Here is a 24,757-nt window from a genome sequence, read left to right on the forward strand (position 1 = left end):
GTGGGGTTCACGCGGCGCGGCCCGCTGCATTCTGCCGCAGGGCGTCCGGCGATCCGCTCGTGCGGCCAGGTACCAACGCCGCGATGACGGGCCAGGCCGCCAGGGCCGCGACCAGGTGCTTGAGGCTGTGGCCGGAGACGGTGCCGGCGGTCGCGCGGAACACGGCCTCGTCGCCCAGCTCCAGCAGCTTGGCCAACGCGTAAAGGCCGATCAGCACACCCAGGCGGATGCCGATAGCGCCAGCGACTGGCTTGCGCTGCGCCAGCCAGACGATGAGTGCCATGCCGCCGAACTGCACCACGGCCCAAGGCATCACGTTGCCATTGGACGCTGGCAGGATGGCCGAGAGCACAGCGATCGGCAGCAGCACGCGCAATGCCTGCCTCGCCGGCGCCTGACCCACGCGCTCAGCCACCGCCAGAGCGAGCACACCGGCGAAGGTCACCGCCATGCCGAGGCGGTCCCAGACCAGGCCGGCGGCGTCGGGTGCCCAGTGGTACCCCGCCGAGCCGAAGCCGGTGGCCACCAAGCCGGCAAAGAACACCCAGGCGGCCTGCTGCGTCGCGGCGGGCAACGCACGGCCCCGCAACATCAGAAGGCCCCAGAGGCCCGCCAGTGCCAGCGGAGCGTTGGTCAGCACGTCCATCGCGTTCGGAATGCCCAGCAGGGTGCGCGCATCGACAAAAGGGTGGCCGTGTGCGTGCAGCTGCGCATGGCCGTGGGCGTTGAGCGCCAGGCCCAAGGCCTCTGCCAGCGCAGGACCGGCGGTCAGCGCAAGCAGCCAGAGCAGCAGCAGGGCGGCGGCCCAGCGCCCGAAGGCGGGAGAAGGGGCAACGGCGGGAAGGCGCATGGAAGGAACTCCTGGATCGGTGAAACAGCGGGCACAGTGTCCCGGCCGCCCCCTTGGATTGGGCGCACCGTGCGATACAGTGGCCTTCCTTTTCACCATTGGTATCGCAATGCGGTACCCGACCCGCATGAGCACCACCCTCGACCTCGTCGGAACGATCAAGAAGGAACTCAAGGCCGCGCAGATGACCTACGCCGACCTGGCGCAGGCACTTGGCATGGCGGAGTCCAGCGTCAAGCGCATGCTGGCCAAGGGCGACATGTCGCTCTCGCGGGTGGACGAGATCTGCCGCGCGCTCAAGATCGACTTCGCCGAGCTGGCCCGCCGTGTGGCCGACGCGCAGCCCCTGCTCAAGGAGATGACGGCCGAGCAGGAGCGCGCCGTGGTGGCCGACAAGAAGCTGCTGCTGGTGGCGATCTGCGTGCTGAGCCAATGGACGCTGGAGCAGATCACCGCGGCCTACCGGCTCACCGAGGCCGAGTGCGTGAAGTACCTCGCGCAGCTGGACCGCATCGGCATCATCGAGCTGCGCCCGCTCAACCGCTACCGCCTGAAGCTGGCCAAGACCTTCCGCTGGCGGCCGCACGGGCCGGTGATGAACTACTTCCGCGAGCACGCCCTGCTGGACTACTTCGCAGGCGGCTTCGACGGCGCGGGCGAAGGCCTGATGCTGGTGCACGGCTCGGTCAGCCGCGCCCTGGCGCCGGTGTTCCTTGAAAGACTGCAGAAGGTGGCGCAGGACTTCGCGCAGCAGCACCAGACCGACCAGAAGCTGGCGCAGAAGGACCGCGAGGGCTACACGCTGGTGCTGGCCATGCGCAGCTGGGAATTTGAAGCGTTCAGCGTGCTGCGCCGCTGACCGCTCAGCCCGCGCTGCGGCCGGGCTGGCATGATGTCGGGCTTGCCCGGAACCCGGGCTGTTTCATTTCTGCTTCGACATGACCGCTTCCGCCGACCACGACACGCCCGACAACGCCGCTGCGGCGCCCGCCGAAAACCCTGCTGCGGCGGCAGCCCCCGCCCAGGCACCGCGCCGCAACGACGGCCGCCGCGAGGGCCGCAACGCAGGTGGTCGCAATGGCGGCCGGCGCCCGCAGCGCCCGGCCAACGCCGAGCGGCCCGCCCAGGCGGCACCTGCGCGCCAGCACCCCGTGCTGGACCAGCTGGCCTCGCTCTGCCCAGTGCTGTTCGGCGAGACACCGCTGCCCCTCAAGCGCGGCATCTTCGAAGACCTGCTGGCCGCCCACCCCGGGGTGCTGGAGAAGGACAGCCTGAAGGCCGCGCTGGCGCTGCACGCGCGGTCCACCCGCTACCTCACGGTGATCGCCTCGGGCCAGCAGCGCCACGACTTGAGCGGCCAACCGGTGGAGGCGCTGACGCCCGAGCAGGTGCACCACGCGCTGATCGAGGTGTTCCGCCGCCGCGGCGCGCGCAGCCGCGAGGACCTGCGCCCCAAGCTGCGCCAGCGCATCCTCAAGGCCTATGAGGCCTCGGGCCTCTCACCCGACGAGTACCTGCAGCGCGTGCACGGCCGCGACGAAGAGGTGAACCAGATCAGCCGCGACGCGCTGGCCGAGGTCAGCGCCCGCGCTGCCCGCGAAGACGCGCTGCTGCGCGCCTTCGAGGCCAGCGGCAAGGGCATCAACGAGTTCGCCGACATGTACGGCCTGCACGTGCTCGACGCCAACCGCTCGCTCGAACGCGCGCGGGCGCGTCAGGCCACCGTCAAACCGCCGGCGCCGTGAACACCGTCAGCACACCGGTGTAGCCATAGAGCTGCTGGTGTGCGATCTCGCCGCCGGCAAAGAAGCCCACCAGCGGCACGTCTCCCAGCGCACGGCGCACGATCTGCAGCTCGGCGCTGGGCGCACCGAAGTGCAGACCCCCGCGGCCCGAGCAACTGACGTAGATGGCGCCAACGATGTGGCGCGCGACCACCGGCTCGGGATCGGCCGCCACCATGCTGGTGCCCACGCCCAGGGTCTCGGGTTCCAGCTCTTCGCGGATCTCGCTGCAGACGCGGATCAGGTCGGCGCGTGCGGCCTGCATGTGGCGCTCGCAGAAGGCCAGCCGCGCGCCCAGGGGCGGGTGCTCGGCCACCGCCACGCCGTGGCGGGCCGGGTCCAGCCCGATGATGTGGCGCACCATGACCTCCGGACCGAACTGGCCGCGCGCATGGCGCTGCGCGGGTGCATCGGCCAGCAGGTGCTGCGGCAGCGTGAGACCGACCAGGGTGCGGCGCAGCCGCTCCATCGCCTGCTGCGGCTGCGCCAGCGACACGCCCAGCTCGCGCAGCAGCACGTCCAGCGCGGGTTCGCCGTCGAGTTCCAGCACCAGGTTGCCCTCGACCGCGGTGATCGTGCGTTCGCGGTCGATCGGCTGTGCGCCCTGGGTCACGCGCGAGACCAGCTCCACATCCGGACCGAAGGCCACACCGCTGATACCTCCGCTGAACACCCCGCCCACCGCCCCCTGCCCCTGGAGGTGGCCGGCGCTGCTGGCGGCGAACTGGACGCTGGCCGAGCGGCTGCCCACCAGGCCGCCGAAGACATAGCCCGACTGCGTGCGGTCGGCGACCTCGGTGATGAGCTCGCCCAGGTCGTGCGCGCCGGGGTCGGCGTGCAGCAGCGCGGTGTGCGCGACAAAACCCGACGGTTCGCTGCCGCTGGCGGGCAGCGGCGCCACACCGCTGAAGACGCGGTACTGGTCGGGGCTGAGGTCGCAGAGCATGACCGCCAGCGCCGGTTCGTCGAAGTACTCGACGTTGTTGGCCGCAATGCCGACCCCCACGGTGCCGGACCAGTCGGTGATCTCGGGCAGCTCGGCGCTCAGGTGATCGAGGATGGCCTGCGCCTGGCCAGCGTAGTGGTCGGTGATGTAGAGCAGACCGAGCGAGGGCGTGGCCGCGTAGGCCGGCAGGGCCATCTGCGCGCGCAGCTGGGCCAGCACCAGGGCGGCGGCCATGCGCCACTGCGGGTGCGTCGCGTGCGCGTAGGGAAACAGCTTCATAGCAGTGGCAGACTTTCTCGGCGTTCAGCGGCGGCGCGGTGCCTTCTTGGCGGCGGTCTTGCGCACAGCGGTCTTCTTGGCCGCAGGAGCCTTGGCGGCAGGCGACTTTTTCGCAGCCGCACCGGACGCCGGCAGGAAGCCGGGGAAGAACGCGGTGGGCATGGGCCAGTCGCCCGCGCCCAGGGGCTGCGCGGGGGCGGCGGTTGCCGCCTTGGTGGCCGGTTTCTTCGCTGCCACCTTCTTGGGTGCGGGGCGGCGGGTCTTCGGTGCAGGCTTTCTGGCGGTCGCCGGCTTTTCCGCAGGCGACGAGCCGCCGGTGACCGCGCGCACCGCCGCAGAGCCCATGCCGGCCGCGCGGCCGACGGTGTCGCCCACCGAACGACCGGCCTTGGCGGCCATGCCGGTGGCCGTTTTGACCGCCTGTTCGGTCAGTCCGCTGGCCACGTTGCGCGTGGCGTCAAGCGCCCCTTGTTTGGCCATGTCCTTCATCGCGGTGCTGGCGATCTGCTGGAACTGCTGCGACAACGCGCCCCACCAGGCCATGGGGTCGACCATGCCCTGCGCCGCAGCAGCGGGCGCCTCCGGCGGGCGGGCGGAGGGCTTGCGCGCTTTCTTCGGAGTGGGCGGGGCCTCTTCAGGTTCCTCTTCGGCCTCGGCCTCGGCCTCCGGTTCTGGCGCGGCGCTGGCATTGCCGTAGGTGCGCTCGGGAATCTCAAGCCCCGCGAACTGCGTCGGCACCTTGCCCGTGAAACCGGACACCGTTTCGGCCGCCTTGACCTTGAGCGCGTTGGCCACATCGCCGAGGTTGAAGTTCATGGCCTTGAGTGTGGCCAGCGACATCTTCTGCACCTCCAGCGCCTGGATGGTCGCGCCCAGGGCCTTGGCGTTCTGGTCCAGCCAGAACTGCACCGCCTTGAGTTCCTCGATGCGTTTTTCGAGGTCTTCGACGTTGAAGGTCGGCGCCACCCAGTGGCCCAGGTTGGGCATCTGCGGCAGGCTCTTGCCCAGACCCTGCGCCACACCGCCAGCGGCCTGCCCCGCGAGGTTCTGCAGGAACTCAAAACCGGGGACGAACTTGCCGAATCCGCTGGTGTCGCTCATGGCGGTCTCCTGTTGGAACGTGGTCAGGTGTCGGCGCCGTAACGCGGCGCGCGGCGCTCGCGCAAGGATGCCACACCTTCGCGCACATCCGGCCCGGCAAAACCCATGAATTCGAGCGCCAGCGAGGTGTCGAAGGCCGGGCCGGCCTGGCGCAGCCAGTTGTTGAGCGAGTACTTGGTCCAGCGGATGGCGGTCTGGCTGCCCGAGGCGAGTCGATCCGCGACCTCATAGGCCTTGTCCAGCAGCGCGTCGTCGTCGACGGCCAGCGACACCAGGCCGATGCGCTCGGCCTCCTCGCCGCTGATCGGGTCGCACAGCATCAGGTAGTACTTGGCCTTGGCCAGGCCGCACAGCAGCGGCCAGACGATGGCCGCGTGATCACCCGCCGCCACGCCCAGGCGGGTGTGGCCATCGACGATCTTGGCGCTCTTGGCGGCAATCGAGATGTCGGCCAGCAGGCCCGCCACCAGGCCGGCCCCCACGGCCGGGCCGTGCATGGCGCTGACGATGGGCTTGTCGCAGTTGATGACGTTGTAGACCAGGTCGCGCGCCTCCTTCCAGACCCGGGTGCGCACCTCGAAGTCGGTCGCCATGTCCTGCACCAGCGCCAGGTCGCCTCCGCCCGAAAAGCCCATGCCGCTGCCTCGCAGCACGGCGCAGCGCACGCTGTCGTCGCGGCCCACGTCGCGCCAGATCTCGCTGAGTTCCCAGTGGCCCTCGTGGCCGGCCGTGGGCAGCTTGCCGTTGCCGCCGGGGCCGTCGGCCTTCATGCGGATGTCCAGCACCGAGGGCACGCCGTCCACGGTCGGGCCGCGGCGCGTGATGTCGAGGGTCTGGTAGCGGCTGTAGTCGACAGCGGACATCGTTGTTTCTCCTGCAGATTCTTGAAAGTGAAGGCGCCGATTCTGCGGGGGAATGCGGCGTTTTCCGCCGGGGATTTCCCCTTGTCAACCCGCCCGAACGGCGGCAGGCTTGACGCCGATCAAGGCGGGTGCACACGCTCGGGCGCACCATGAAACCGTGGTCTTCAGGACCCGACAGCCCCAGAACCCACACACGAGGAGAACCCCATGAGCACACCCATTTCCGACACCTTCCGACAGCAGCTGCAGGCCCTGCGCGCCGACGTGCTGGCGCAGCTGCGGGCGCAGCGCGGCGGCAAGATCGGCCGCGCCGAGGCGGCGGCCAATGCGCGCGAGACCGAGAGCGACGACTGGGCGCAGGCCGATGCCGAACGCGACCTGGCCTTTGCGATGGAAGAGCGCGAGTCGGCCGAACTGGTCGCCATCGACGCGGCGCTGCAGCGCGTGACCGACGGCAGCTACGGCCTGTGCACCGACTGCGGTCAGTCCATCGCCACAGCGCGCCTGCACGCCAACCCGGTGGCCCTGCGCTGCGTGGCCTGCCAGGACAAGGCCGAACAGGCCAGCGGCGCCACCAAGCCGGCCGGCTACTGATCTTTTTTCCATCCTCACTTTTCTCAGGAGAACTTTGCATGACCACATTCCACGCCGTCGTCTGGATGGACCACAGCCAGGCCCACGTGCTGATGTTCGACAAGGAGCACATCGAGGCGCAGCGAGTCAAGGCGCGCCAGCAGCACACGCCCAAGCATGGGCACGTCGGCGCCGACAAGGACTTCTTCAGGGCCATCGCCGCCTCGCTGGACGGTGTGTCCGAGGTGCTGCTGACCGGACCGGCCAACGCCAAGATCGAGTTCCGCGACTGGTGCAAGCACAACGCGCACGCAGTGGACAAGGCCGTGGTCGACGTGGTCAACAGCGACCACCCCAGTGACCCGCAACTGGTCGCCATGGCGCGCCAGTACTTCCTGAAGTTCGACCAGAAGGCCGCTGACCCGACACAGCGCTGATATCCTGCGCGGATGACCGCCAGCACCCTGCCCGCCCGAAGCCTGTTCCACCTCGCCTTCCACGTCACCGACCTGGACGAGGCCCGGCGCTTCTACGGCGGGGTGCTCGGCTGCACCGCAGGACGCAGCACCGACACCTGGGTCGACTTCGACTTTTTCAGCCACCAGATTTCGCTGCACCTGGGCGAGCCCTTCAAGACGACGCGCACCGGCCGCGTGGGTGAGCATCTGGTGCCGATGCCGCACTTCGGTCTGGTGCTGCTGCTGCCCGAGTGGCGCGCGCTGGCCGATCGGCTGACCGCCGCGGGCGTGGACTTCGTGCTGCCACCGCAGGTGCGCTTCGAGGGCCAGCCCGGCGAGCAATGGACCGTGTTCTTCTGCGACCCCTTCGGCAACCCGATCGAGGTCAAGGGTTTCGCCAGCACCGAAGCGATCTTCGCCAGCTGACCCGTGAACGGCCTGCACCTGACCGCCGATCTGCGCGGCTGCCACTGCGACATGGCCTGGCTGACCGACGCCGACCGGTTGCTGGCCGCCTGCGTGCAGCGGGTGCAACACAGCGGCCTGCAGGCGGTGGCACAACTGGGGCACCGCTTTCCTGACACACCGCAAGGCCCGGGCGGCGTCACCGCGACCGTGCTGCTGGCCGAGTCGCACCTGTGCGTGCACACCTGGCCCGAGTCGCGCAGCGTGAGCCTGGACGTGTACGTCTGCAACTTCGGCGCCGACCACTCGGCGCGTGCGCAGCAGCTGATGGATGCGCTGCTGGCGCTGTTCGAGCCGGACGAGGCGCTGCGGCGTGCGGTCGAACGCGGCGCGGCGCCCTCGGCCTGACCCTCCCAGGACCGATCAGCCGCGCAGGCGCCGCGCGATGTGTTGCCCGGCCAGGTGGCCGCGCGTGAAGGCCTCTTCAAACACCGAATAGCCCGCCCAGTCGGCGTGGGCAAACGCCAGCCGGTCATCGTGCCACGGCCCCTCGTACAGCGAGCCGGGCGCCGGGATGGCCATCGCGTGGCCATAACGCGTCACCGCCACCTCGCGCACCAGCGCCGGCAGGTCCGGGTGCGGCACCGACAGCTCGGCCAGCGCACGGTTGCGCCAGTGGGTCCAGGGTTGCGCCAGCAGCGCCTGGCGTGCTCCCGGCTCGTCGCCCAGCGGCAGGTACCAGGTCCACACCCGCGGCCCGGCCACGCGCTGCAGCGACTGGTGGCTGGCGTCGACGTAGCCCAGACCGGCGCTGCCGTAGGTCACGTTGTCCCAGCCCGGGTGCGCGCCACCCCGGTCTTTCGGTGCGTCGTCCAGCCGCAGGTTGACCACCGCCCAGGGCGCCAGCTGCAGACCCGCCGCCCGCGCCGCCACCACCGGCGGCAGCGGATCGATCACGCGCCGCGCAATGAACACCGGCAGCGCCACCACCACGGCGCGCGCCTGCCATCGGGTGATCCGCCCGTCGGCCATCGACAGGCTGTCGACCGCCACGCCCTCGCGCCCCGGACGCACGTGCAGCACGCCCTGCCCGGTGTGCAGCCGCTCGCCCAGCCCCGCCGCCAGCCGCTGCACCAGCCAGGCGTTGCCCTCGGGCCAGGTCAGCAGCGGCTCGGCCTCGCCCTCCTCGCCCGGCGCGGGAAAGCCGTGGCGGCTGGCGAAATAGTGGATACCGGCCCAGGTCGACACCGCCGAAGCGCCGGCGCCGTAGTCGTCGCGGCAGGCGTAGTCGAGGTACCAGCGCATGTGCTGGTCGTTCAGGCTGTGGCCATCGAGCCACTGCGCAAAACTCTGTGCCCAGAGCGCGCGCACGGCGTCGGTCACGGGCAAGCGCACGGCCGGCATGGCGTAGCGCTGCGCGCGCCGGGCCTCGTCGATCAGGCGGCTCAGGCGCCGGTACTGGTCCAGCGTGGACGCCGCCACGCCGTCCAGCGGTAGCAGGCCGTCGTGCCAGGCGCCGTTCCAGTACAGCCGCTCCTGCGGGCTGTGGCAGAGGTGGCGCTCGTCGTAAACCCAGCGGCCGGCCACGCGCTGGCGCAGACCGATCTGTTCCAGCCAGTCCTGCAGCTCGGGCGCGTCGTCCGAGGGCACGGGCAGGTAGTGCGCGCCCAGCGGACAGGCCAGACCACCCAGCCGCCCGGCGCGCGCATTGCCGCCGGCCTCGGGTTCCAGTTCCAGCATCGCGAAGTCGTCGATGCCGGCCATCGTCAGCGCCCGCGCCGCCGCCAGTCCCGCCACGCCACCGCCCAGCACCAACACGTCGGCGCGGCGCTGTTCGGCCGGTGTGGCTTGGGCCGCATCGCGCCAGCGGTGGCCGCGCACCGGGTCGGGTCCGGTGAAGCCGCCCGTCACCTCGCTCGGCGCCGGCTGGCAGCCGAGCAGGCCCGCCCCCGCCGACGCGCCCAGCCAGCCCAGGCAGTCGCGCCGCGTCAGTGCCATGGGCCCTTCACTTCGAGACCTTTCCCCACTCGTGTTCATAGCTGTGCACCAGCACCTGGTTCGACAGGCGGTTCACCTCGGTGGGCATCCGCGCCATGTCGGCCGGGAAATCGAACAGCAGCGGCAGGGTCTGGGGCGTGAGGAAGCGCAGGCCCTCGGGCAGCGGCGTGACGGCCGGCGTGAACGGCCGGTGGCTGGCGACGATGAAGCCCCACTCACCGAAGCTGGGCACGTGCGCGTGGTACGGCGCGGTGCGCAACCCGGCGGCCTCGATGGTGGTCGCCACCGTCCAGTAGCTCTGGCGCGCCACCAGCGGCGAGGTGGTCTGCACCACGGCGAAACCGCTGGCCGACAGGCGACGCGACAGCAGCGCGTAGAAGGACTGGGTGTAGAGCTTGCCGACCGAGAAATTGGTCGGATCGGGAAAGTCGACCACGATCACGTCGAACATCTCGGTGCCCTCCTCCAGCCAGCGGAAGGCGTCGGTGTTGACGATCTGCACGCGCGGCGAGCGCAGCGCGTCACCGTTGAGCCGCTGCAGCGCCGGATCGCTGGAGAACAGCCGGGTCATCGCTGGGTCCAGCTCGACCAGGGTCACCTGCTCCACACCGGGGTAGCGCAGGATCTCGCGCACCGCCATGCCGTCGCCACCGCCGAGCACCGCCACGTGCCGCGGCGCGCCGCCTCCGCGCGCGTAGGCCGACATCACCGGGTGCACCAGGGCCTCGTGGTAGCGGTACTCGTCGCTCTGAGCAAACTGCAGGTTGCCGTTGAGGAACAGGCGGTGGCCCTGGGCACCGTTCGTGAGCACGATGCGCTGCCAGGGCGAGGTCTCGGCCAGCACCACCTTGTCGTCAAAGAAACGGTCTTCGGCGGCGGTGGTGATGCGGTCCGCCAGCGCCCAGGCCACCAGCAGCGCCGCCAGCACCAGCACGGCCGACGCCGCGTGCGCCGCGCGAGCGCGGATCTCGTGACGGAACAGCCACAGCGCCCAGAAGGCCACGGCCGCGTTCATCAGGCCGAACAGCAGACCAGTGCGCGCCAGGCCCAGCTGCGGCACCAGCCAGAGCGGGAAGGCGATCGACACCGCCAGTGCGCCCAGGTAGTCGAAGGTCAGCACCTGCGACACCAGGTCCTTGAGCACCACGTGGCGGCGCAGGATGCGCATCACCAGCGGGATTTCCAGCCCCACCAGCGTGCCCACCAGCAGCACCAGCCCGTAGAGCAGCCCGCGAAAGGCCCCGGGCAGGTAGGCGTTGGCCAGGAACAGCAGCGCCGGCAGCAGACCGCCGATCAGCGCGATCAGCAGTTCGATGCGCAGGAACTGCGCCGGCAGCTGGCGCTCGATGTGGCGCGAAAGCCAGCTGCCGATGCCCATGGCGAACAGGTAGGTGCCGATGACGGTGGAGAACTGCAGCACCGAGTCGCCCAGCACGTAGGACGCCAGCGCCGCCGCCGCGAGCTCGTACACCAGGCCGCAGGCGGCCACGAGAAACACGCTGGCCAGCAGCGCGATCTCGACCGGGCCGGGGGTGTGGCGTGGGGGTTCAGAAACAGAGGTCATCGCAGGCAAGCGCGCCAGCGCGAGCGTTCACGCAAGGTCGTCGCGGAACCGGCTCCGCCGGGTCGCAGACGACGCCCCCTGGGGGGTGACGCCGCAGGCGGCGCGGGGGGGTCATCCACTGATCGCGGCGGCCACGATGATCGAGGTGCCCAGCGACATCGCCGCGACCACCAGCCCCAGCGCCATGTTGCGGTTCTCGACCAGTTCTTTCCAGAGGTCGTAGGGCGTGAGCTTGTCGATCACGATGAAGCTGATCCAGAACACCACCACGCCGATCAGCGCGAACAGGATCGACCCCAGAAACGCCGCGGGCCTGAGCCATTCAATGTCCATCTTGTTTCTCCTGTCGTAAAACGTTTGCCAATCCGGCGCTCATTTGTGCCAGCCGCCGCTGGAGCTGCCGCCGTAGGAGCCGCCGCCCCAGCGGCCGGAGGTGGAGCTGCAGTTCTCGACCTGGGGATCGCAGTCGTCGCAGCCCCGCTCGATCATCACCACGATCAGCACGGCCACCACGAACAGGACTACCTTGCCGACCGACCAGCCGTCGCTGCTCAGGGGCGTGGCATCGCCGCGCTTGAACAGGTCCTTCTTCTGGTCGAGCTTGAACGCCTTGGCCACTGTGGCGCTGTCCAGCCGCTCGCCGACCGACCAGGTCCATTCGTCCCGCGACTTCTCCAGCGACAGCAAGTGCTGGCCACTGGCGTAGTCCGAGTTTTCGGTGGTCTGCCCGCGTTCGACCTTCCAGTAGAACTCGCCGGCCACGTACTGCGTCTCGGCGCGGTAGCTGTATTGCAGCTGGTAGCGCTTGCCCAGGTAGGTGGCGGTCTTGCCGCCGGACGCCACCTTGGGCGCGCCGGTGGCGGGCTTGACCAGGCTCCAGCCGTCTTCGGCGTCCACCAGAAACTGGAAGCCTTCCTTGCGGTTGTAGAGCAGGTACTCCTGCCAGCCGAACACCTCGTCCTCGCCCGGCTCGGCGCCCGAGCGGTGCTGGTAGCCCACGACCTGCCAGGACGCGCCGCGCAGCTGGCCGACCGTGCCCAGCGGGATCAGCGGCCGCACCGGCTCGTCCTGGATCGCGTGTTTGAGCTCGCCGCCGATGCCGGCCGACAGGTCGATCAGCGCATCGCACGAGGGGCAACTCATGCTCTTGGTGGTGTCGAGCTTGACCTCCAGCCGCGCCGCGCAGTTCGGGCAGTTGAAGTGCCGCCCCTCGTCCTTGCGCACCGAGTCGCCGGCCAGCCCCGAGAGCTTCAGATCGTCTAGCGGGACCTGCGCGCCCAGCCAGACCGCAGGCGGCTCGCTGGCGTAGTCGATGCTGCAGACCGAACCAGCGTCGTTGCGCAGCTCGACCACCCCGAACACCTTGCCGGGCTCGGGCAGGTGCGAGAGCTCGCCCTGCGCCGCGAAGACAGCGGCCTCGGTGACCGCGCTGACCGCAAAGGTCTCGCCGCCCAGCGCGTGGCTGCGACCGACGCGCCAGTCCTTGAACGCCGGCAGGCTGCCCGAGACCTTGCGCGGCACGCTGAAGACAAAACTGCCGTTGTCCTCGCTGAGGCTGCCCAGGCTCTGGTCGTCGAACACCGCCTGCCATTCGGTCCAGCGTGCCGCGGCGTTGCCCAGTTGCAGGCGGCCCACCAGGGTGAAGGCCTTGCCACGCCACTGCCCGGTGGCGCCGATCTTCAGCGGGCTGTAGTCGGTGAATTCGTCGGCGATGCGGCCCAGGCGGGCCAGCGCGTCGGCCTGGCGCACCACGCTGGAGTGGCAGTAGGCGCAGACGGCGTGGGTGGACTGGGCGCTCTGGAACGGCACCGGCGCACCGCAACCCGGGCACGGCGCTTCGTAGCGGCGCTGGGCGCCCTCAGCCAAGGCGCCCTCCGACGGCCGCGGCCGTCGCGCGCAGGACAAAAGAAATCGGCCGCACCGTTTGCATGGTGCGGCCGATCATAAGTGCGCTGCGAGCGGCTCAGCTCCGGGCCAGAGGAACGATTTTCTGTTCGATGGCGCCGAAGATGCTCTGGCCGTCCTTGCCCTTCATCTCGATGCGGATGGTGTCGCCGAACTTCATGAATTCGGTCGAGGGCTTGCCGTCCAGGATGGACTCGATGGCGCGCTTCTCGGCGATGCAGGAATAGCCCTTGGGCCAGTCCTTCTTGCCGTCGACCTCGACGCCACGGTTGCTCACCGTGCCCGAACCGACGATGGAGCCGGCGCGCACGTTGCGCGTCTTGCCGATGTGGGCGATGAGTTGGCCGAAGTGGAAGGTCATGTCGGGGCCGGCGTCGCACATGCCGACCTTGCGGCCGTTCCAGGTGCTCTGCAGGGTCAGGTGCACGCGGCCGCCCTGCCAGGCGTCGCCCAGCTCGTCGGGCGTCACGGCCACCGGGCTGAACGCGGTGGCCGGCTTGCTCTGGAAGAAACCAAAGCCCTTGGCCAGCTCGGCCGGGATCAGATTGCGCAGGCTCACGTCGTTGGCCAGCATCAGCAGGCGCACGCCATCCAGCGCCTGTTCGGGCGTGGAGCACATCGGCACATCGCCGGTGATGACCGCGATCTCGGACTCGAAGTCGATGCCGTAGTCCTCGCTGGGCACGACCACGTCGTCGCGCGGGCCAATGAAGTCGTCGCTTCCGCCCTGGTACATCAGCGGGTCCTCGTAGAAGCTGGCCGGCACCTCGGAGTTGCGGGCGGCGCGCACCAGCTCGACGTGGTTGATGTAGGCCGAACCGTCGGCCCACTGGTAAGCGCGCGGCAGCGGGGCCATGCACATGGCCGGGTCGAACGGGAAGGCGTGGCGCGCCTTGCCCTGGTTGAGCGTGACGTAAAGATCCTGCAGCTGGGGCGCCATGAAGTTCCAGTCGTCCAGCACCTGCTGCAGCCTGGTGGCGATGCCCGTCGCATAATGGGCGGTCGTCAGGTCGCGCGAGACGACCACCAGTTGTCCGTCACGCGAGCCGTCCTTGTAGGTGGCGAGTTTCATGCGAGTCTCCTGCGGGTTGTGGGGTTTACATGATTACGAATAGTGAAATTCGTTAACCTATACGTAAAAATCGCATTCTAGTTCACGGCGCACATTTGCGTGTGAAAGCCCCTCATTCCACCCCAGCGCTCCCGACGTTGTTCCGATGCCCGCCGCGAAAAACCCTGCCTCCGAGGCCTCCCACCGACGCGACACTCCCGAAACGGACACCGAGCACCTGCGCGCGGGCATCCAGTCGGTCGAGGTTGGGTTCGAGCTGCTCAACGCCCTGTCCCAGGCCCCCGGTGCGCTGATGCTGCGCGACCTGGCTGCCGCCGCCGGCATGAGCGCTGCCAAGGCCCACCGCTACCTGGTGAGCTTCCAGCGCATGGGCCTGGTGATGCAGGACCCGGTGAGCACCCGCTACGACCTGGGCCCGGCCTCGCTGCGCCTGGGACTGGCCAGCCTGAGCCGGCTGGACGCCGTGAAGCTGGCGCGCGACCGCATTCCCTCCCTGCTGGCCGAAACCGGCCACACGCTGGCAATTGCCGTCTGGGGCAACCAGGGGCCGACCATGGTGCACTGGGCCGAGGCCCCGCAGACCGTGCCCGTCACCCTGCGCCTGGGCGACGTGATGCCGCTGCTGACCTCGGCCACCGGGCGCTGTTTTGCCGCGTTCATGGGCCAGGAGGGGCGCGACGCCCAGCGCATCGCGCCCATGATCCGCGAGGAGCTGGCCCGGGTGAAGAAACTGCCGCGCAACGGCCTGCCGCTGGAAGACGTGCCGCAGACGCTGCAGGATGTCCAGGCCCTGCTCGATGAAACCCGGGCCCAGGGCCTGGGTCGCGTGGTGCACAGCCTGCTGCCTGGCGTGGGAGGTTTCTGCGCGCCGGTGTTCGACGCCCAGGGCCGCCTGGCGCTGGGCCTGGTGGTGCTGGGCTCGGTGGCAACGCTGGACACCGACTGGAACGGTGCCCCCGCCCAGGCGCTGCGGCGCTGCGCCCGCCAGCTCAGCGACGATCTGGGCCACCGGCCAACGCCATGACCGCTGCCGTGCCGCACTTCCCCGTCGAGCGCGCGGCACCACGCCGGCGCGTGCTGTTCGCGCTGGGCGCAGGCGTGCTGCTGGCGCACCTGAGCCTGCTCAGCGGCGGCCTGTCTGGACTGTCGCTGGACATGTTCAAGGCCACCGCCTCCGATCCCGCGAGCGCACCCGATGCGACTGGCGCGCCGCCACCACCCGAACTGGCCGCCGCCCTGAGCGAGGAGCTGCCGCCGCCCGTGCGCACCAGCCGCGTGCGCTGGATCCTGCCCAAGCCGCCGGCGCCCGAACCGGCACCTCCGCCTCCGCCACCTCCCCCGCCGCCCAAGGTGGTCGAACCGCCGCCTCCGCCGCCGGTGGAAGCGGCGGTGGAGGAGCCCCCCGCCGAACCGCCGGCCGAGCCCCCACCGGTCGAAGTGGCCGTGGCGCCACCACCGGAACCGCCCGCCCCACCGCCGGTCGAAGCCACGCCCGCCAACCCACCAGCCCCGGTGTCGGACCTGCCCCCGGCCACCGAGGTCGCCGCCAGCACGGTCCAGGGCCAGGGCGCGGGACTGGCCGACGCCGGCCTGCCGCCGGCCCTGCCGCCGCCGGGCACCGAATTGCGTTTCAACGCCACCTCCCTCTCCAAGGGCAAGACCTACAACGGCTCTGCGCAGCTGGAATGGTCCAACGACGGTCGGCAGTACGAGGCCAGGCTGACTGTGCGCGTGCTGGTGTTCACCGTGCTGACGCAGAGCAGCAAGGGCCTGCTCAATACCAAGGGCCTGGTGCCCGACCGCTTCACCGACCAGCGCCGCAGCAGCGAGCGGGCCGCGCACTTCGACCGGGAAGGACAGCGGCTGCGCTTCAGCAACAACGCGCCGGATGCCAAGCTGCTGCCCGGCGCCCAGGACTGGCTGTCGGTGAACTTCCAGCTGGCCGCCCTGTTCAATGCCCGCCCGGACGCCTACTCCGAAGGGCAGTCGCTGCGCCTGCCAGTCACCAGTGTGACCACCGCCGAGATCTGGCTGTTCCAGGTCGGCGCCCGGTCTACCGAACCCCTGCCCGCTGGCGAGGTACGGGTGGTCAAACTCACCCGCAGCCCGCGCAAGGAGTTCGACAAGAAGGTGGAGGTCTGGCTGATGCCGGACCACGCCCACCTGCCCGGCCGCATCCGCATCACCGAGTCCAACGGCGACTACCTGGACATGGTCCTGCAGGACCTTCCGGTGCTGCAGGCCTTACCCTCGGGCCAGCCCCAGCTGCAGTGAAGCGCAGAACTGTGCCGAAAAACACACGCATCTTGAAACTTCGGCCCACAGGACCATCTAAAACTGCAACAGGCCTGAAGCCCGGCGACGAATTGCCGATATAAGTGACAACAGGCGCACCGTTTCGCCCTGTGGAAGGAAATACAGCCATGCACATGCTCTACGACTCCGATGCCTTTGCGGTGGTCCACATCCTGGCCAACGCGCCGGAAGATGCCGAAGCGCAGCGCCTCCTGGGCCCGCAGATTCCCCGCCACGGTTTTGAAATCGTCGACAAGCGTTCGGGCAAAGAGGTCTACCTCGACGGCTCGTGGGCCGAGATGTTCCAGGAACAGATCCAGGCCTGGCAGCAGAACACCCCGTCTCAGGAAGAGGTGGAAGACACGCTCGAAGGCTACGCTTCGCTGGCCCAGATGCCGGTGGTGATGCACTGAAGGCTCCCCCCGCGCCGCGCCTGCGGCGCGTCACCCCCAGGGGGCGATGCGAGTGGCCCGGCGAAGCCGGTTCCACCGCAGCCTGGACTCAAGCCCTTCTCTCCAAAAGCCCGGCACCTGCCGGGCTTCGTTTTTGGGGTATTCAGTCCTTCTGTCTCGCGATCCACCACCGGTACACCGGCTCAGCCAGGATCAGCACCGCCACCAGGCGGCAGACCTGGAACGCGGTCACCATGGGCACGCCCAGCTGCAGCACCTTGGCGGTGATGGACATTTCGGCGATGCCCCCGGGCGAGGTGCCTAGCACCATCGTGGCCGGGTGCAGCCCCGTCATCAGGGACAGCAGCCAGGCGAAGCCGGCGCACACCGCCATCATGAACAGGCTGGCCAGCGCCACCGAACCCAGCCAGCGCGGCGCGGTGTGCACGAAGGCCGGCGTGAAGCGCACTCCCAGGCTCACACCGATCACCAGCTGCGCCGCGGCGCTGAGCGCGGGCGGGATTGCCGACAGCGTCACGCCGCTGAGCGCCAGCACCATGGTGGCCACCAGGGCCCCCATGAACCAGGGGTTGGCCCGGCCCAGCCGGCGCATGACCAGAATGCCCGCCAGGGTCAGGCCGCCCAGCTGGGCCAGTCCCGCGATGTCCACGGCGCGCGCGCCGGGGGGCGCCGGCTCCAGACCGGACACGCCCCAGGCCTGCATGGCGAAAGGGATGGTCACGGTGACGAGCAGCACGCGCAGGCTGTGGGCTGCCGCCACCAGGTCGGTGCGTGCGCCATGGCGCTCCGCGATCAGGGTCATCTCGGAGGCCCCGCCGATCGCACCGGCGAAATAGGTGGTGCTGCGCAGCTGCGCCGGGCTCAGATGTGCGAGCTGCTGCGCATGGACACGCCGCAGCCAGACACCGAACCCCAAGCCCAGTGCCAGCGCCCACACGATGCCCAGGGCGATCGCCCACCAGAGCCCGACCACCAGCACCCCGACCGCTGGCGTGAAGTACAGGCCGAGCGCGGCGCCGATCACCCACTGGCCGCCGTTGCGCAGTGGAATCCAGCTCGCCGTGGGCGCACCGAACACCGACACCAGTGCGGTCGCCAGCAGGGGCCCCAGCATCCAGGGGATGGGCGTGTTCAGCCAGACGCACAGGCGCGCCGCCCCGAAGGCCAGCACCAGGGTCAGCAAGACACGAAGGACGAAGGGGGTGCCCCGGGTGGTCGGGGCCTCAGGATCGGGAACGGGCAACACGGACAGGGCACCGACAAGGCCGCCGACAAGGCGCCGACACAACAACAGCAGGACGCGTAGTATCGGACCATGATCTGTCGACCCGCTGTCATCGTCCGCCGCTTCTCCGCTGCTTTGATGGCATTGGTGCTCGGAGCCTGCAGCGCCATGCCCCGGGTCGCGGCGGACCTCCGGGGCCTGCTGCCCACGCCCTTGCTCCTGGTCGGGGAGCAGCACGACGCACCCGAACACCAGGCCCTGCAGCGCGACACCGTGCAGCAGCTGGCCGCTCGCGGCGAACTGGGCGCGCTGGTGCTGGAGATGGTCGAACAGGGCCGGGACACCCGCCGCCTGCCGCCCGATGCCAGCGAGGCCCAGGTGCGGGAGGCGCTGGACTGGACCGGCGAGCGCAACACGGGCGCCTGGCCCTGGGCTGTGTACGGCCCGACCGTCCTGTCGGCGGTGCGCGCCGGGGTGCAGGTGCTGGGCGGCAACCTGCCCCGTGCCGGGATGCGCACCGCCATGGCCGATGCCACCCTGGACGGCACGCTGCCCGCGCCAGCCCTGCAGCGGCAGCGCGAGGCGATCCGCGACGGCCACTGCCAGCTGCTGCCCGACACCCAGATCGCACCGATGACCCGCATCCAGATTGCCCGCGACCGTGCCATGGCCCGGACCGCCGTGGACGCGCTCCAGCCGGGACGCACGGTGCTGCTGATCGCGGGCAACGGCCACGTGCAGCGCGACCTGGGGGTGCCGCACCACCTGCCCGCCGGGCAGCCGCACCGCGTGGTGATGGCGCTGGCCGGCGAGGTGGCCGGGCCGGCCGATCCGGCCGTGGCCGACCGCCAGTGGGTGACGCCGCCAAGGCCCACCCAGGACCATTGCGCCGAGATGCGGCAGCAGATGGGCCGCTGAGCCGGCAACGCGCCACCCGGCGCTCAGCTTCCTTCGAGCGACATCAGGATGTAGAGCAGGATCAACCCGGCGATCACCGCCAGCGCGATCTTGACCCAGCTCTTGGGGTACTCGCCTGCGACCTGCCCGGTGGCGCCGTTCACCACCACCTGGTAGTCCTTCGCGCCGTAGCGGTAGCCCACCAGCCAGACCGGCAGCAGCACGTGCTTGAAGGTCTGGCGGTCGAAGCTCGGTGCCACCTGCAGGTTGCGGTGGGTGTCGGCGCGGATGTCCTGCGCGCACATCTGGCGGATCGCCGCGACCATGCGTTCGCGCCCGCGCTGGGCAGCGGCCACCAGGTCGAGCTGGTAGCGCTCCACCGTCCAGCCGCTGAGGTAGCCCGGGTCGTAGGGTTTGAGGCGCTCGGACGCGGTGGGAAACGGTTCGACCGCCTCCACCAGCCGCGGGTGCACCCCGCGCGAGCCGCAGACCAGGGTGTCGTCGAAGAAGTGCCGCACCTGGCCGCTGACCGGAAACCAGCGGACCTGCCGCTCGCCTTTCTGGTTCTGGTAATACTCTCCGCCCTCGGCCGTGTAGCGCGCGCTGACCTCGGCGTCGAAGGTCCAGTACGGCAGGTAGACCCCCTTGACGGTGTCGGTGAGCGCCTTGCCACCGAGGTTGTTGGGCGCCCAGAAGCGCGACTTGTACCAGCTGCGCAGCTTGTCGCGTGCACTCGGTTCGCTGACGTCGAAGGGCAGCAGGCTCTCGGGCCGGATGATGTCGCCGGTTTCCTCGAACTCGACCAGCGCCGTCGAGCCGCAGAAATCGCAGGCCTTGCCCTGCTGGGCGTTGGTGAAGGTGCTGATCGCCTGGCAGTGCTGGCAGCGCACGGGCCGGCGCTGGTCCTGCCAGCCACGCGCGCTCTGCGGGATCGACTGCAACGCCGCGACCAGGTCGTGCTCAACGATCTCGCCATCGGCCTGGACCTCGTAGGGCGACTCGGTGCCGCAGTAGGCGCAGATCAGCGCCTTCTTCGCCGGGTTCCACTGCGCCTCGCCGCCGCAGGCCGGACAGGCCAGCTTCTGGCGCGCGGTGACTTCGCTCAGTTGCATGCGCCTGCGGGTCAGCCCTTGAGGAAGTCGTCCAAGGCCGCCTGCGGCACGCGCCACTGGCTGCCGATCTTGCGGCCCTCGAGGTTGCCCGCCTCCAGCTCCTGCAGCACGTCGGCCGGACTCACGCCCAGGGCCTCGGCCACCTGCTCGGGCGTCATCAGCGCGATGGGCGCCGACACCGGGGCGGTCGCCGCCGCGGGGGCCTGGGGCACCAGGCCCGGCATCGACGGCGCCTGCGCCGCACCACCGGCCATGCCCTGCATCATCGACTGGCCCATGGCCAGGCCGGCCGCCAGCTCGGCGCCGATGCCGGCGGTGCCCGCCTTGCCTTCGGCCAGGGCGTTGCCCATGTTGTATTTGATGTAGTCGTTGAGGTTGCCGATGGCGGTCATGGAGCCGCGTTTGTCGATCGCCTGCTCCAGCTCGGGCGGCACCGACACGTTTTCCACCACGAACGCGGTGAGTTCGATGCCGTACTTCTCGCGCGTGGCGACGTTGATCGGCTCCAGCAGCGCCTCGCCCAGCTCGCTGTAGCGCGTGGCCACGTCCAGCGCAGGCACCTTGGCCTTGGCCAGGGTCTCGCTGAACACGCTGACCAGGCGCGAGCGCATCACGTCGTTGAACTCGTCCAGCCGGAAGTGGTGGTCGGTGCCCGCGACTTCCTTGAGGAACTTGACCGGGTCGACGATCTTGAAGTCGTAGGTGCCGAAGGCGCGCATGCGCACCACGCCGAAGTCGGCGTCGCGCATCATCACCGGGTTGGACGTGCCCCACTTGTTGCCGGTGAAGACGCGCGTGATGACGTAGTAGACGTCGGCCTTGAACGGCGTCTGGAACTTGTACTTCCAGCCCAGCAGGTCCGACAAGATCGGGATGTTCTCGGTCTTGAGCGTGTGGCGGCCCGGCCCCAGCGTGTCGGCAAACTGGCCGACGTAGACGAACTGCGCCACCTGGCTTTCGCGAACGATCAGCTGGGCCTCGTTCTTGATCTGCTTGTCGTCGTCCGGGAAGCGGTACGACAACGTATCGCGGGAGTCGTCGACCCACTCGATGACGTCGATGAACTGGCGGTTCAGGAAATCCATGATGGCCATGCGGAGCCTCCTTGCAGCGGAAAGGGTGGACGGGTGTCAGGCGTGGCGTTTGATCGCGTCGGCCAGCACGTTGACCATGGTATCAATCTGCTCGCGTTCCACGATGTAGGGCGGTGCGAAGACGAGGTTTTCGCCCGCGTTGCGCACCAGCACGCCGCGGTGGTAGCAGTCCAGGAAGATGTCGTAGGCCCGCTTGCCCGGGAGACCGGGGATCGAGGCCAGCTCCACGCCGACCGCCAGGCCCAGGCTGCGGATGCTGATGACGTTGGGCAAGCCCTTGATCGCGCTGTGGGCGGCGTCTCCCAGCACCGGGCCCATCTCGCCAGCGCGGGCGAACAGGTTTTCCTGCTGGAACAGCGCCAGCGTGGCAATGGCCGCCGCGCAGGCCACCGGGTGGCCGCTGTAGGTGTAGCCGTGGAAGAACTCGATGGCGTGCTCCGGCGCGCTGCCGTGGGCGCCCATCATGGCGTTGTAGATGCGGTCGCTGCAGACCACGCCGCCCATGGGGATGACGCCGTTGGTCACCGCCTTGGCGAAGTTCAGCATGTCGGGCTGCACGCCGTAGTAGTCGGAGGCAAAAGGCGTGCCCAGACGGCCGAAGCCGGTGATGACCTCGTCGAAGATCAGCAGGATGCCGTGCTTGTCGCAAATCTCTCTGAGCCGTTTCAGGTAACCCTGGGGCGGGATGTACCAGCCCGCGCTGCCGGCCACCGGCTCGACGATGACCGCCGCCACGTTGCTCGGGTCGTGCAGGGGCAGGATGCGGTTTTCCAGCTCCAGCAGGATGTCCTCGTTCCACACCGGTTCCTGGTTGTGGATGTAGGCGTGGTTGACCGGGTCGTGGATGAAGCGCAGGTGGTCCACGCGCGGCAGCAACGAGGTGCCGTACACCTTGCGGTTGGCCGGAATGCCGCCCACGCTCATACCACCGAAGTTGACACCGTGGTAACCGCGCTCGCGGCCGATGAAGAGGTTGCGGTGGCCTTCACCGCGCGCGCGGTGGTAGGCCAGCGCCACCTTGAGCGAGGTGTCGGCTGCTTCAGAGCCCGAGTTGCAGAACAGCACCTTGTTCAGGTCACCGGGTGCCATGGCCGCGATCATCTCGGCGGCGCGGAAGGCCTTGTCGTTGCTGACGCTGAAAGCGGTCGAATAGTCCAGCGTGTCGAGCTGCTGCTTGATCGCCTCGTTGATGGCCTTGCGGTTGTGGCCCGCGCCCACGCACCACAGGCTGGAAATGCCGTCGATGATCTGGCGGCCGTCGTGCGTGGTGAAGTACATGCCGTCGGCGCCCACAAAGACGCGCGGGTCCTTCTGGAAAGCACGATTGGGCGTGAAGGGCAACCACTGGTTGTCCATGCGGAAGTCGTTGTAGGCCATGGGCGTCTCCGGGGCAGGGGAAAAGCGGAACACGATACCAGTTCAGTACACCACGCCCAGGGCCACTTTGCCCACCGTCGGCAATCCCGCCGCCGTCCACGCCGGCAGGCCACCGCGGTACCAGTAGACCTGCGTGTAGCCGGCCTGCACCGCCCGCAGCGCCGCGTTCGCCGACAGCCAGCCTGCCCGTGCGCCGCCGTAGAACACCAACGGCTGTGTCGGATCGGGGGCGGCGGCCCGGATCAGCCCTTCGAACCGCTGGTGGACGGCCGCCTCCTGCTTGGCGTCGTCGAAGGCGACCCCGGCGCCCAGCAGGGCAAACGCTCCGGGCACCATGCCGTGGTCGGGCGACACGTCCACCAAGATCGGGCGTTTGACTTCCTGAAGCATCCGCGCCAGCGCCGCCGTGTCGATGCGCTCCACACCGCGCAGCGTGCAAGGTGCGGCGGTGTCGTAGGCCTCTTCTTCCATCGCTTTGCGCTTCGACGCTTCGCCGCTGCAGAAGTCGCCCTTTTCCTCCGCCAGGGCCGAGGCAGAGGGGGGCGGCAGCTGCGCCAGGGCCTCCCGCGTCTGCTGCGCCTGCCGCTCGAACAGAGGGCGGAGGTCCTGGTCGTCCAGCACCAGCGGGCGGCACAGCCTGGGCTGGCCGTTGCGCTGGTTGCACCCCAGCAGCGCACGGGCCATGGCCACCTCCGGGCTGCTGGCCCCACCGCTGACGTGCGCCCGTGTCATGGGTCCGCCGGACACTCCTTCGTCCCATGCGATGGCCTTGTGCTGGGGCGCGGCCGCGAAGGTCTTGAAGAACTGGTCCACCCCCGGACAGTTGCCTTTGGGACACATCACCGGCCGGACCGCTTGCTCCCAGGTCGCCAGATCGAAAGGAGTGTCTTTCACCTCTTGGCCAAAGTGCCTGAGCTGCAGCTGCATCGACGCCGGCAGGTCGATCGGAACCGTCTCGCGCTGCGTCACCAGCCCGAGGGTGAACGCATCCTTGCCTGCCTGCACCTTGCAGGTAGCGGGCTGGAACACGTTGAGGCACAGCGCCGCCTGGCTGGCCTGGGCCGGGTTGCGCTCGATGTCGCGCAGGACCAGAAGCCCATGGGACTGCTTGAACCCGTAGATCGCCTCGTTGATCACGCCGTCGTTCATCGCCTCACCAAGCTGGCGGCGGAAAAACGCATAGAGGGCGGTCCCGGCACCAAAGGCTTGTCGCCCTGAATCGGCCTCGTAGCCTCCGTGAACGCCCAGCAGGCTGTTGCCTGGGACCCGGCCCGTTCCAAAACTGCGGGTCCTACCTGCCACAAACAACACGGAGCAGGCCGACATGCACCGACCCACCGCCACCGTGTCCAGCGCCGCGCGTCTGACGGCCTCTCCGACCGTCAGGGCGGTCCAGTAGTCGCCACCCGGCGAATCCACCAGGACCAGCCGCCGCAGCCCTGGCTGCTCCAGCTGCGCCTTGAACAACCGGAAGTCGTCGCCGCCCACCTCCCCAGTCGCGTACAGCGTGTCCCCCACCCGCTCCAGGGTCATGGCCCCCGCCGCCAGGTGCGCCATCAAGCACACCCCGGCCAGCCACCCTTTCCACCCACCAAACACCTGATGCACCACCGCCGCCCCTCCATCGCTCATTGCTTTCTGACGCCCGGGATTTCACCATATGGACCATCGGCCACCCTGCGACAATCCGGCCGACCATGATCCACACCTACGTTCTCACCCTCTCCTGCCAGGACCGTCCCGGCATCGTGCACGCCGTCTCGGGTTTCCTGCTGGAGCGCGGCGGCAACATCGAAGAAGCCGCCCAGTACAACGACCACGGCACCGGCCTGTTCTTCATGCGTGTCCAGTTCACCTGCGCAACGCTGACGCAGGACGAGCTGCGCACGCACCTGGCGGCGTTCGCCGAGCCGTTTGCCATGCGCTGGAGCCTGAACCCGCTGGCCGAGCCGATGAAGACGGTCATCTTCGTGAGCAAGGAAGGCCACTGCCTGAACGACCTGCTGTTCCGCTGGAAGAGCGGCCTGCTGCGGCTGGACATCCGCGCCATTGTCAGCAACCACCGCGACTTCTACCAGCTGGCCGCCAGCTACAACGTGCCCTTCCACCACATTCCGCTGACGGCCGCCACCAAGGCGCAGGCCGAAGCGAAGCAGCTGGAGGTGATCCGCAGCGAAGGCGCCGAGCTGGTGGTGCTGGCGCGCTACATGCAGATCCTGTCGGACACGCTGTGCCGCGAGCTCTCGGGCCAGGCCATCAACATCCACCACAGCTTCCTGCCCAGCTTCAAGGGCGCCAAGCCGTACTACCAGGCGCACGACCGCGGCGTGAAGCTCATCGGTGCCACCGCCCACTACGTAACCGCGGATCTGGACGAGGGCCCGATCATCGAGCAGGACGTGGCCCGCGTGGACCACACCGACACGGTGGAAGACCTCACCGCCCTGGGCCGCGACACCGAGAGCCAGGTGCTGGCGCGCGCGGTGAAGTGGCACAGCGAGCACCGCGTGCTGCTGAACGGCCACAAGACCGTGGTTTTTAAGTAA

The 24,757-nt window shown here is 69.3% G+C and carries 25 protein-coding genes; 11 read left to right on the plus strand and 14 right to left on the minus strand.

From position 1 onward, the window contains the following. Positions 1-7: 7 nt before the first annotated feature. Positions 8-850: a hypothetical protein gene (locus tag HFL01S_RS01380; protein ID WP_066253552.1), complete on the minus strand. Its 843-nt coding sequence runs from the start codon at positions 848-850 to the stop codon at positions 8-10. Between the two features lie 127 nt (positions 851-977). Between HFL01S_RS01380 and HFL01S_RS01385 the strand changes: the two genes are divergently transcribed. Further along, on the plus strand, positions 978-1,709 hold the full coding sequence (locus tag HFL01S_RS01385; RefSeq protein WP_066253554.1) for a helix-turn-helix domain-containing protein: 732 nt from the start codon (positions 978-980) through the stop codon (positions 1,707-1,709). A gap of 79 nt (positions 1,710-1,788) precedes the next feature. After that, positions 1,789-2,595, plus strand: coding sequence for a ProQ/FinO family protein (locus HFL01S_RS01390; RefSeq protein ID WP_066253557.1), 807 nt, complete (start codon positions 1,789-1,791; stop codon positions 2,593-2,595). Here the strand turns inward: HFL01S_RS01390 and HFL01S_RS01395 are convergent. Genes HFL01S_RS01395 through HFL01S_RS01405 form a run of 3 tightly spaced genes read right to left on the minus strand, consistent with a single transcriptional unit; the run spans position 2,576 to position 5,823 of the window. Beyond that, complete coding sequence (locus HFL01S_RS01395; RefSeq protein WP_066253559.1) at positions 2,576-3,859, minus strand: FIST signal transduction protein; 1,284 nt, start codon at positions 3,857-3,859, stop codon at positions 2,576-2,578. The genes HFL01S_RS01390 and HFL01S_RS01395 overlap by 20 nt on opposite strands. A 24-nt stretch (positions 3,860-3,883) precedes the next feature. Continuing rightward, positions 3,884-4,960, minus strand: coding sequence for a PhaM family polyhydroxyalkanoate granule multifunctional regulatory protein (locus HFL01S_RS01400; protein ID WP_369407708.1), 1,077 nt, complete (start codon positions 4,958-4,960; stop codon positions 3,884-3,886). Positions 4,961-4,983: 23 nt separating this feature from the next. Beyond that, entirely contained in the window at positions 4,984-5,823 is an 840-nt protein-coding gene (locus tag HFL01S_RS01405; RefSeq protein WP_066253562.1) for an enoyl-CoA hydratase/isomerase family protein, read from the minus strand. Positions 5,824-6,030: 207 nt separating this feature from the next. On the opposite strand from HFL01S_RS01405, the gene HFL01S_RS01410 reads away from it, so the two are divergent. The 4 genes from HFL01S_RS01410 to HFL01S_RS01425 are packed head-to-tail and all read left to right on the plus strand — an operon-like array spanning position 6,031 to position 7,667. Beyond that, positions 6,031-6,417 (plus strand): TraR/DksA family transcriptional regulator, encoded by a 387-nt coding sequence (locus HFL01S_RS01410; RefSeq protein ID WP_066253565.1) that lies wholly within the window; start codon positions 6,031-6,033, stop codon positions 6,415-6,417. A gap of 38 nt (positions 6,418-6,455) precedes the next feature. Beyond that, a complete protein-coding gene (locus HFL01S_RS01415) occupies positions 6,456-6,833 on the plus strand; it encodes a hypothetical protein (protein WP_066253568.1) in 378 nt (125 codons plus the stop codon). Between the two features lie 12 nt (positions 6,834-6,845). Further along, positions 6,846-7,280, plus strand: a complete 435-nt coding sequence (locus HFL01S_RS01420) for a VOC family protein (protein ID WP_066253571.1) — start codon at positions 6,846-6,848, stop codon at positions 7,278-7,280. Between the two features lie 3 nt (positions 7,281-7,283). Further along, on the plus strand, positions 7,284-7,667 hold the full coding sequence (locus HFL01S_RS01425; RefSeq protein WP_066253574.1) for an S-adenosylmethionine decarboxylase family protein: 384 nt from the start codon (positions 7,284-7,286) through the stop codon (positions 7,665-7,667). Between the two features lie 15 nt (positions 7,668-7,682). Here HFL01S_RS01425 and HFL01S_RS01430 read toward each other — a convergent pair whose 3' ends face one another. The 5 genes from HFL01S_RS01430 to HFL01S_RS01450 all read right to left on the minus strand — a co-directional run bounded on the left by HFL01S_RS01430 (position 7,683) and on the right by HFL01S_RS01450 (position 13,798). Next, positions 7,683-9,257, minus strand: coding sequence for an FAD-dependent oxidoreductase (locus HFL01S_RS01430; RefSeq protein WP_157538729.1), 1,575 nt, complete (start codon positions 9,255-9,257; stop codon positions 7,683-7,685). A gap of 7 nt (positions 9,258-9,264) precedes the next feature. Next, positions 9,265-10,821, minus strand: a complete 1,557-nt coding sequence (locus tag HFL01S_RS01435) for a polyamine aminopropyltransferase (protein WP_066253578.1) — start codon at positions 10,819-10,821, stop codon at positions 9,265-9,267. A gap of 111 nt (positions 10,822-10,932) precedes the next feature. Beyond that, positions 10,933-11,154 carry a DUF350 domain-containing protein gene (locus HFL01S_RS01440; protein WP_066253581.1) on the minus strand — a complete coding sequence of 74 codons (222 nt, stop codon included), beginning with the start codon at positions 11,152-11,154 and terminating at the stop codon, positions 10,933-10,935. A gap of 39 nt (positions 11,155-11,193) precedes the next feature. Continuing rightward, positions 11,194-12,687 (minus strand): DUF4178 domain-containing protein, encoded by a 1,494-nt coding sequence (locus tag HFL01S_RS01445; protein WP_066253582.1) that lies wholly within the window; start codon positions 12,685-12,687, stop codon positions 11,194-11,196. Between the two features lie 97 nt (positions 12,688-12,784). Further along, complete coding sequence (locus HFL01S_RS01450) at positions 12,785-13,798, minus strand: fumarylacetoacetate hydrolase family protein (RefSeq protein WP_066253585.1); 1,014 nt, start codon at positions 13,796-13,798, stop codon at positions 12,785-12,787. A gap of 145 nt (positions 13,799-13,943) precedes the next feature. Here HFL01S_RS01450 and HFL01S_RS01455 point away from each other — a divergent pair, with 145 nt between their 5' ends. The 3 genes from HFL01S_RS01455 (at position 13,944) to HFL01S_RS01465 (ending at position 16,506) form a co-directional block, all read left to right on the plus strand. Continuing rightward, entirely contained in the window at positions 13,944-14,822 is an 879-nt protein-coding gene (locus HFL01S_RS01455; RefSeq protein ID WP_084383014.1) for an IclR family transcriptional regulator, read from the plus strand. Then, positions 14,819-16,072 carry a DUF3108 domain-containing protein gene (locus HFL01S_RS01460; protein ID WP_066253588.1) on the plus strand — a complete coding sequence of 418 codons (1,254 nt, stop codon included), beginning with the start codon at positions 14,819-14,821 and terminating at the stop codon, positions 16,070-16,072. The genes HFL01S_RS01455 and HFL01S_RS01460 overlap by 4 nt, the downstream gene beginning before the upstream one ends. Before the next feature lie 149 nt (positions 16,073-16,221). Next, positions 16,222-16,506, plus strand: coding sequence for a BTH_I0359 family protein (locus tag HFL01S_RS01465; RefSeq protein ID WP_066253592.1), 285 nt, complete (start codon positions 16,222-16,224; stop codon positions 16,504-16,506). Between the two features lie 142 nt (positions 16,507-16,648). Here HFL01S_RS01465 and HFL01S_RS01470 read toward each other — a convergent pair whose 3' ends face one another. After that, entirely contained in the window at positions 16,649-17,752 is a 1,104-nt protein-coding gene (locus HFL01S_RS01470; protein ID WP_245644714.1) for an AbrB family transcriptional regulator, read from the minus strand. A gap of 69 nt (positions 17,753-17,821) precedes the next feature. Here HFL01S_RS01470 and HFL01S_RS01475 point away from each other — a divergent pair, with 69 nt between their 5' ends. Then, entirely contained in the window at positions 17,822-18,649 is an 828-nt protein-coding gene (locus HFL01S_RS01475) for a ChaN family lipoprotein (protein ID WP_066253600.1), read from the plus strand. Between the two features lie 23 nt (positions 18,650-18,672). Here the strand turns inward: HFL01S_RS01475 and HFL01S_RS01480 are convergent, their stop codons facing one another. The 4 genes from HFL01S_RS01480 to HFL01S_RS01495 are packed head-to-tail and all read right to left on the minus strand — an operon-like array spanning position 18,673 to position 23,768. Next, positions 18,673-19,740, minus strand: coding sequence for a hypothetical protein (locus HFL01S_RS01480; RefSeq protein WP_066253604.1), 1,068 nt, complete (start codon positions 19,738-19,740; stop codon positions 18,673-18,675). Positions 19,741-19,751: 11 nt separating this feature from the next. Next, the gene (locus tag HFL01S_RS01485) at positions 19,752-20,834 is read right to left on the minus strand and encodes an SPFH and helix-turn-helix domain-containing protein (RefSeq protein ID WP_066253606.1); all 1,083 of its coding nucleotides are present in this window, start codon (positions 20,832-20,834) and stop codon (positions 19,752-19,754) included. Between the two features lie 36 nt (positions 20,835-20,870). Next, positions 20,871-22,211, minus strand: a complete 1,341-nt coding sequence (aptA, locus tag HFL01S_RS01490; protein ID WP_066253609.1) for an omega-aminotransferase AptA — start codon at positions 22,209-22,211, stop codon at positions 20,871-20,873. 42 nt (positions 22,212-22,253) lie between these two features. Further along, positions 22,254-23,768: a rhodanese-like domain-containing protein gene (locus HFL01S_RS01495; protein ID WP_066253612.1), complete on the minus strand. Its 1,515-nt coding sequence runs from the start codon at positions 23,766-23,768 to the stop codon at positions 22,254-22,256. A 140-nt stretch (positions 23,769-23,908) separates the two neighbouring features. Between HFL01S_RS01495 and purU the strand changes: the two genes are divergently transcribed. Continuing rightward, positions 23,909-24,757, plus strand: coding sequence for a formyltetrahydrofolate deformylase (gene purU, locus HFL01S_RS01500; RefSeq protein ID WP_066253615.1), 849 nt, complete (start codon positions 23,909-23,911; stop codon positions 24,755-24,757).

Source organism: Hydrogenophaga flava NBRC 102514 (genome assembly GCF_001571145.1).
GTDB lineage: Bacteria > Pseudomonadota > Gammaproteobacteria > Burkholderiales > Burkholderiaceae_C > Hydrogenophaga > Hydrogenophaga flava.

Excerpts from the sequence above, each read along its gene's own strand:
- HFL01S_RS01410 (WP_066253565.1), top strand. The coding sequence starts at position 6,031 with ATGAGCACACCCATTTCCGACACCTTCCGACAGCAGCTGCAGGCCCTG.
- HFL01S_RS01405 (WP_066253562.1), bottom strand. The coding sequence starts at position 5,823 with ATGTCCGCTGTCGACTACAGCCGCTACCAGACCCTCGACATCACGCGC.
- HFL01S_RS01440 (WP_066253581.1), bottom strand. The coding sequence starts at position 11,154 with ATGGACATTGAATGGCTCAGGCCCGCGGCGTTTCTGGGGTCGATCCTG.
- aptA (WP_066253609.1), bottom strand. The coding sequence starts at position 22,211 with ATGGCCTACAACGACTTCCGCATGGACAACCAGTGGTTGCCCTTCACG.
- HFL01S_RS01475 (WP_066253600.1), top strand. The coding sequence starts at position 17,822 with ATGATCTGTCGACCCGCTGTCATCGTCCGCCGCTTCTCCGCTGCTTTG.
- HFL01S_RS01400 (WP_369407708.1), bottom strand. The coding sequence starts at position 4,960 with ATGAGCGACACCAGCGGATTCGGCAAGTTCGTCCCCGGTTTTGAGTTC.
- HFL01S_RS01435 (WP_066253578.1), bottom strand. The coding sequence starts at position 10,821 with ATGACCTCTGTTTCTGAACCCCCACGCCACACCCCCGGCCCGGTCGAG.
- HFL01S_RS01480 (WP_066253604.1), bottom strand. The coding sequence starts at position 19,740 with ATGCAACTGAGCGAAGTCACCGCGCGCCAGAAGCTGGCCTGTCCGGCC.
- purU (WP_066253615.1), top strand. The coding sequence starts at position 23,909 with ATGATCCACACCTACGTTCTCACCCTCTCCTGCCAGGACCGTCCCGGC.
- HFL01S_RS01460 (WP_066253588.1), top strand. The coding sequence starts at position 14,819 with ATGACCGCTGCCGTGCCGCACTTCCCCGTCGAGCGCGCGGCACCACGC.
- HFL01S_RS01450 (WP_066253585.1), bottom strand. The coding sequence starts at position 13,798 with ATGAAACTCGCCACCTACAAGGACGGCTCGCGTGACGGACAACTGGTG.
- HFL01S_RS01420 (WP_066253571.1), top strand. The coding sequence starts at position 6,846 with ATGACCGCCAGCACCCTGCCCGCCCGAAGCCTGTTCCACCTCGCCTTC.
- HFL01S_RS01385 (WP_066253554.1), top strand. The coding sequence starts at position 978 with ATGAGCACCACCCTCGACCTCGTCGGAACGATCAAGAAGGAACTCAAG.
- HFL01S_RS01430 (WP_157538729.1), bottom strand. The coding sequence starts at position 9,257 with ATGGCACTGACGCGGCGCGACTGCCTGGGCTGGCTGGGCGCGTCGGCG.
- HFL01S_RS01395 (WP_066253559.1), bottom strand. The coding sequence starts at position 3,859 with ATGAAGCTGTTTCCCTACGCGCACGCGACGCACCCGCAGTGGCGCATG.
- HFL01S_RS01415 (WP_066253568.1), top strand. The coding sequence starts at position 6,456 with ATGACCACATTCCACGCCGTCGTCTGGATGGACCACAGCCAGGCCCAC.
- HFL01S_RS01495 (WP_066253612.1), bottom strand. The coding sequence starts at position 23,768 with ATGGCGCACCTGGCGGCGGGGGCCATGACCCTGGAGCGGGTGGGGGAC.
- HFL01S_RS01485 (WP_066253606.1), bottom strand. The coding sequence starts at position 20,834 with ATGGCCATCATGGATTTCCTGAACCGCCAGTTCATCGACGTCATCGAG.
- HFL01S_RS01455 (WP_084383014.1), top strand. The coding sequence starts at position 13,944 with ATGCCCGCCGCGAAAAACCCTGCCTCCGAGGCCTCCCACCGACGCGAC.
- HFL01S_RS01465 (WP_066253592.1), top strand. The coding sequence starts at position 16,222 with ATGCACATGCTCTACGACTCCGATGCCTTTGCGGTGGTCCACATCCTG.
- HFL01S_RS01380 (WP_066253552.1), bottom strand. The coding sequence starts at position 850 with ATGCGCCTTCCCGCCGTTGCCCCTTCTCCCGCCTTCGGGCGCTGGGCC.
- HFL01S_RS01390 (WP_066253557.1), top strand. The coding sequence starts at position 1,789 with ATGACCGCTTCCGCCGACCACGACACGCCCGACAACGCCGCTGCGGCG.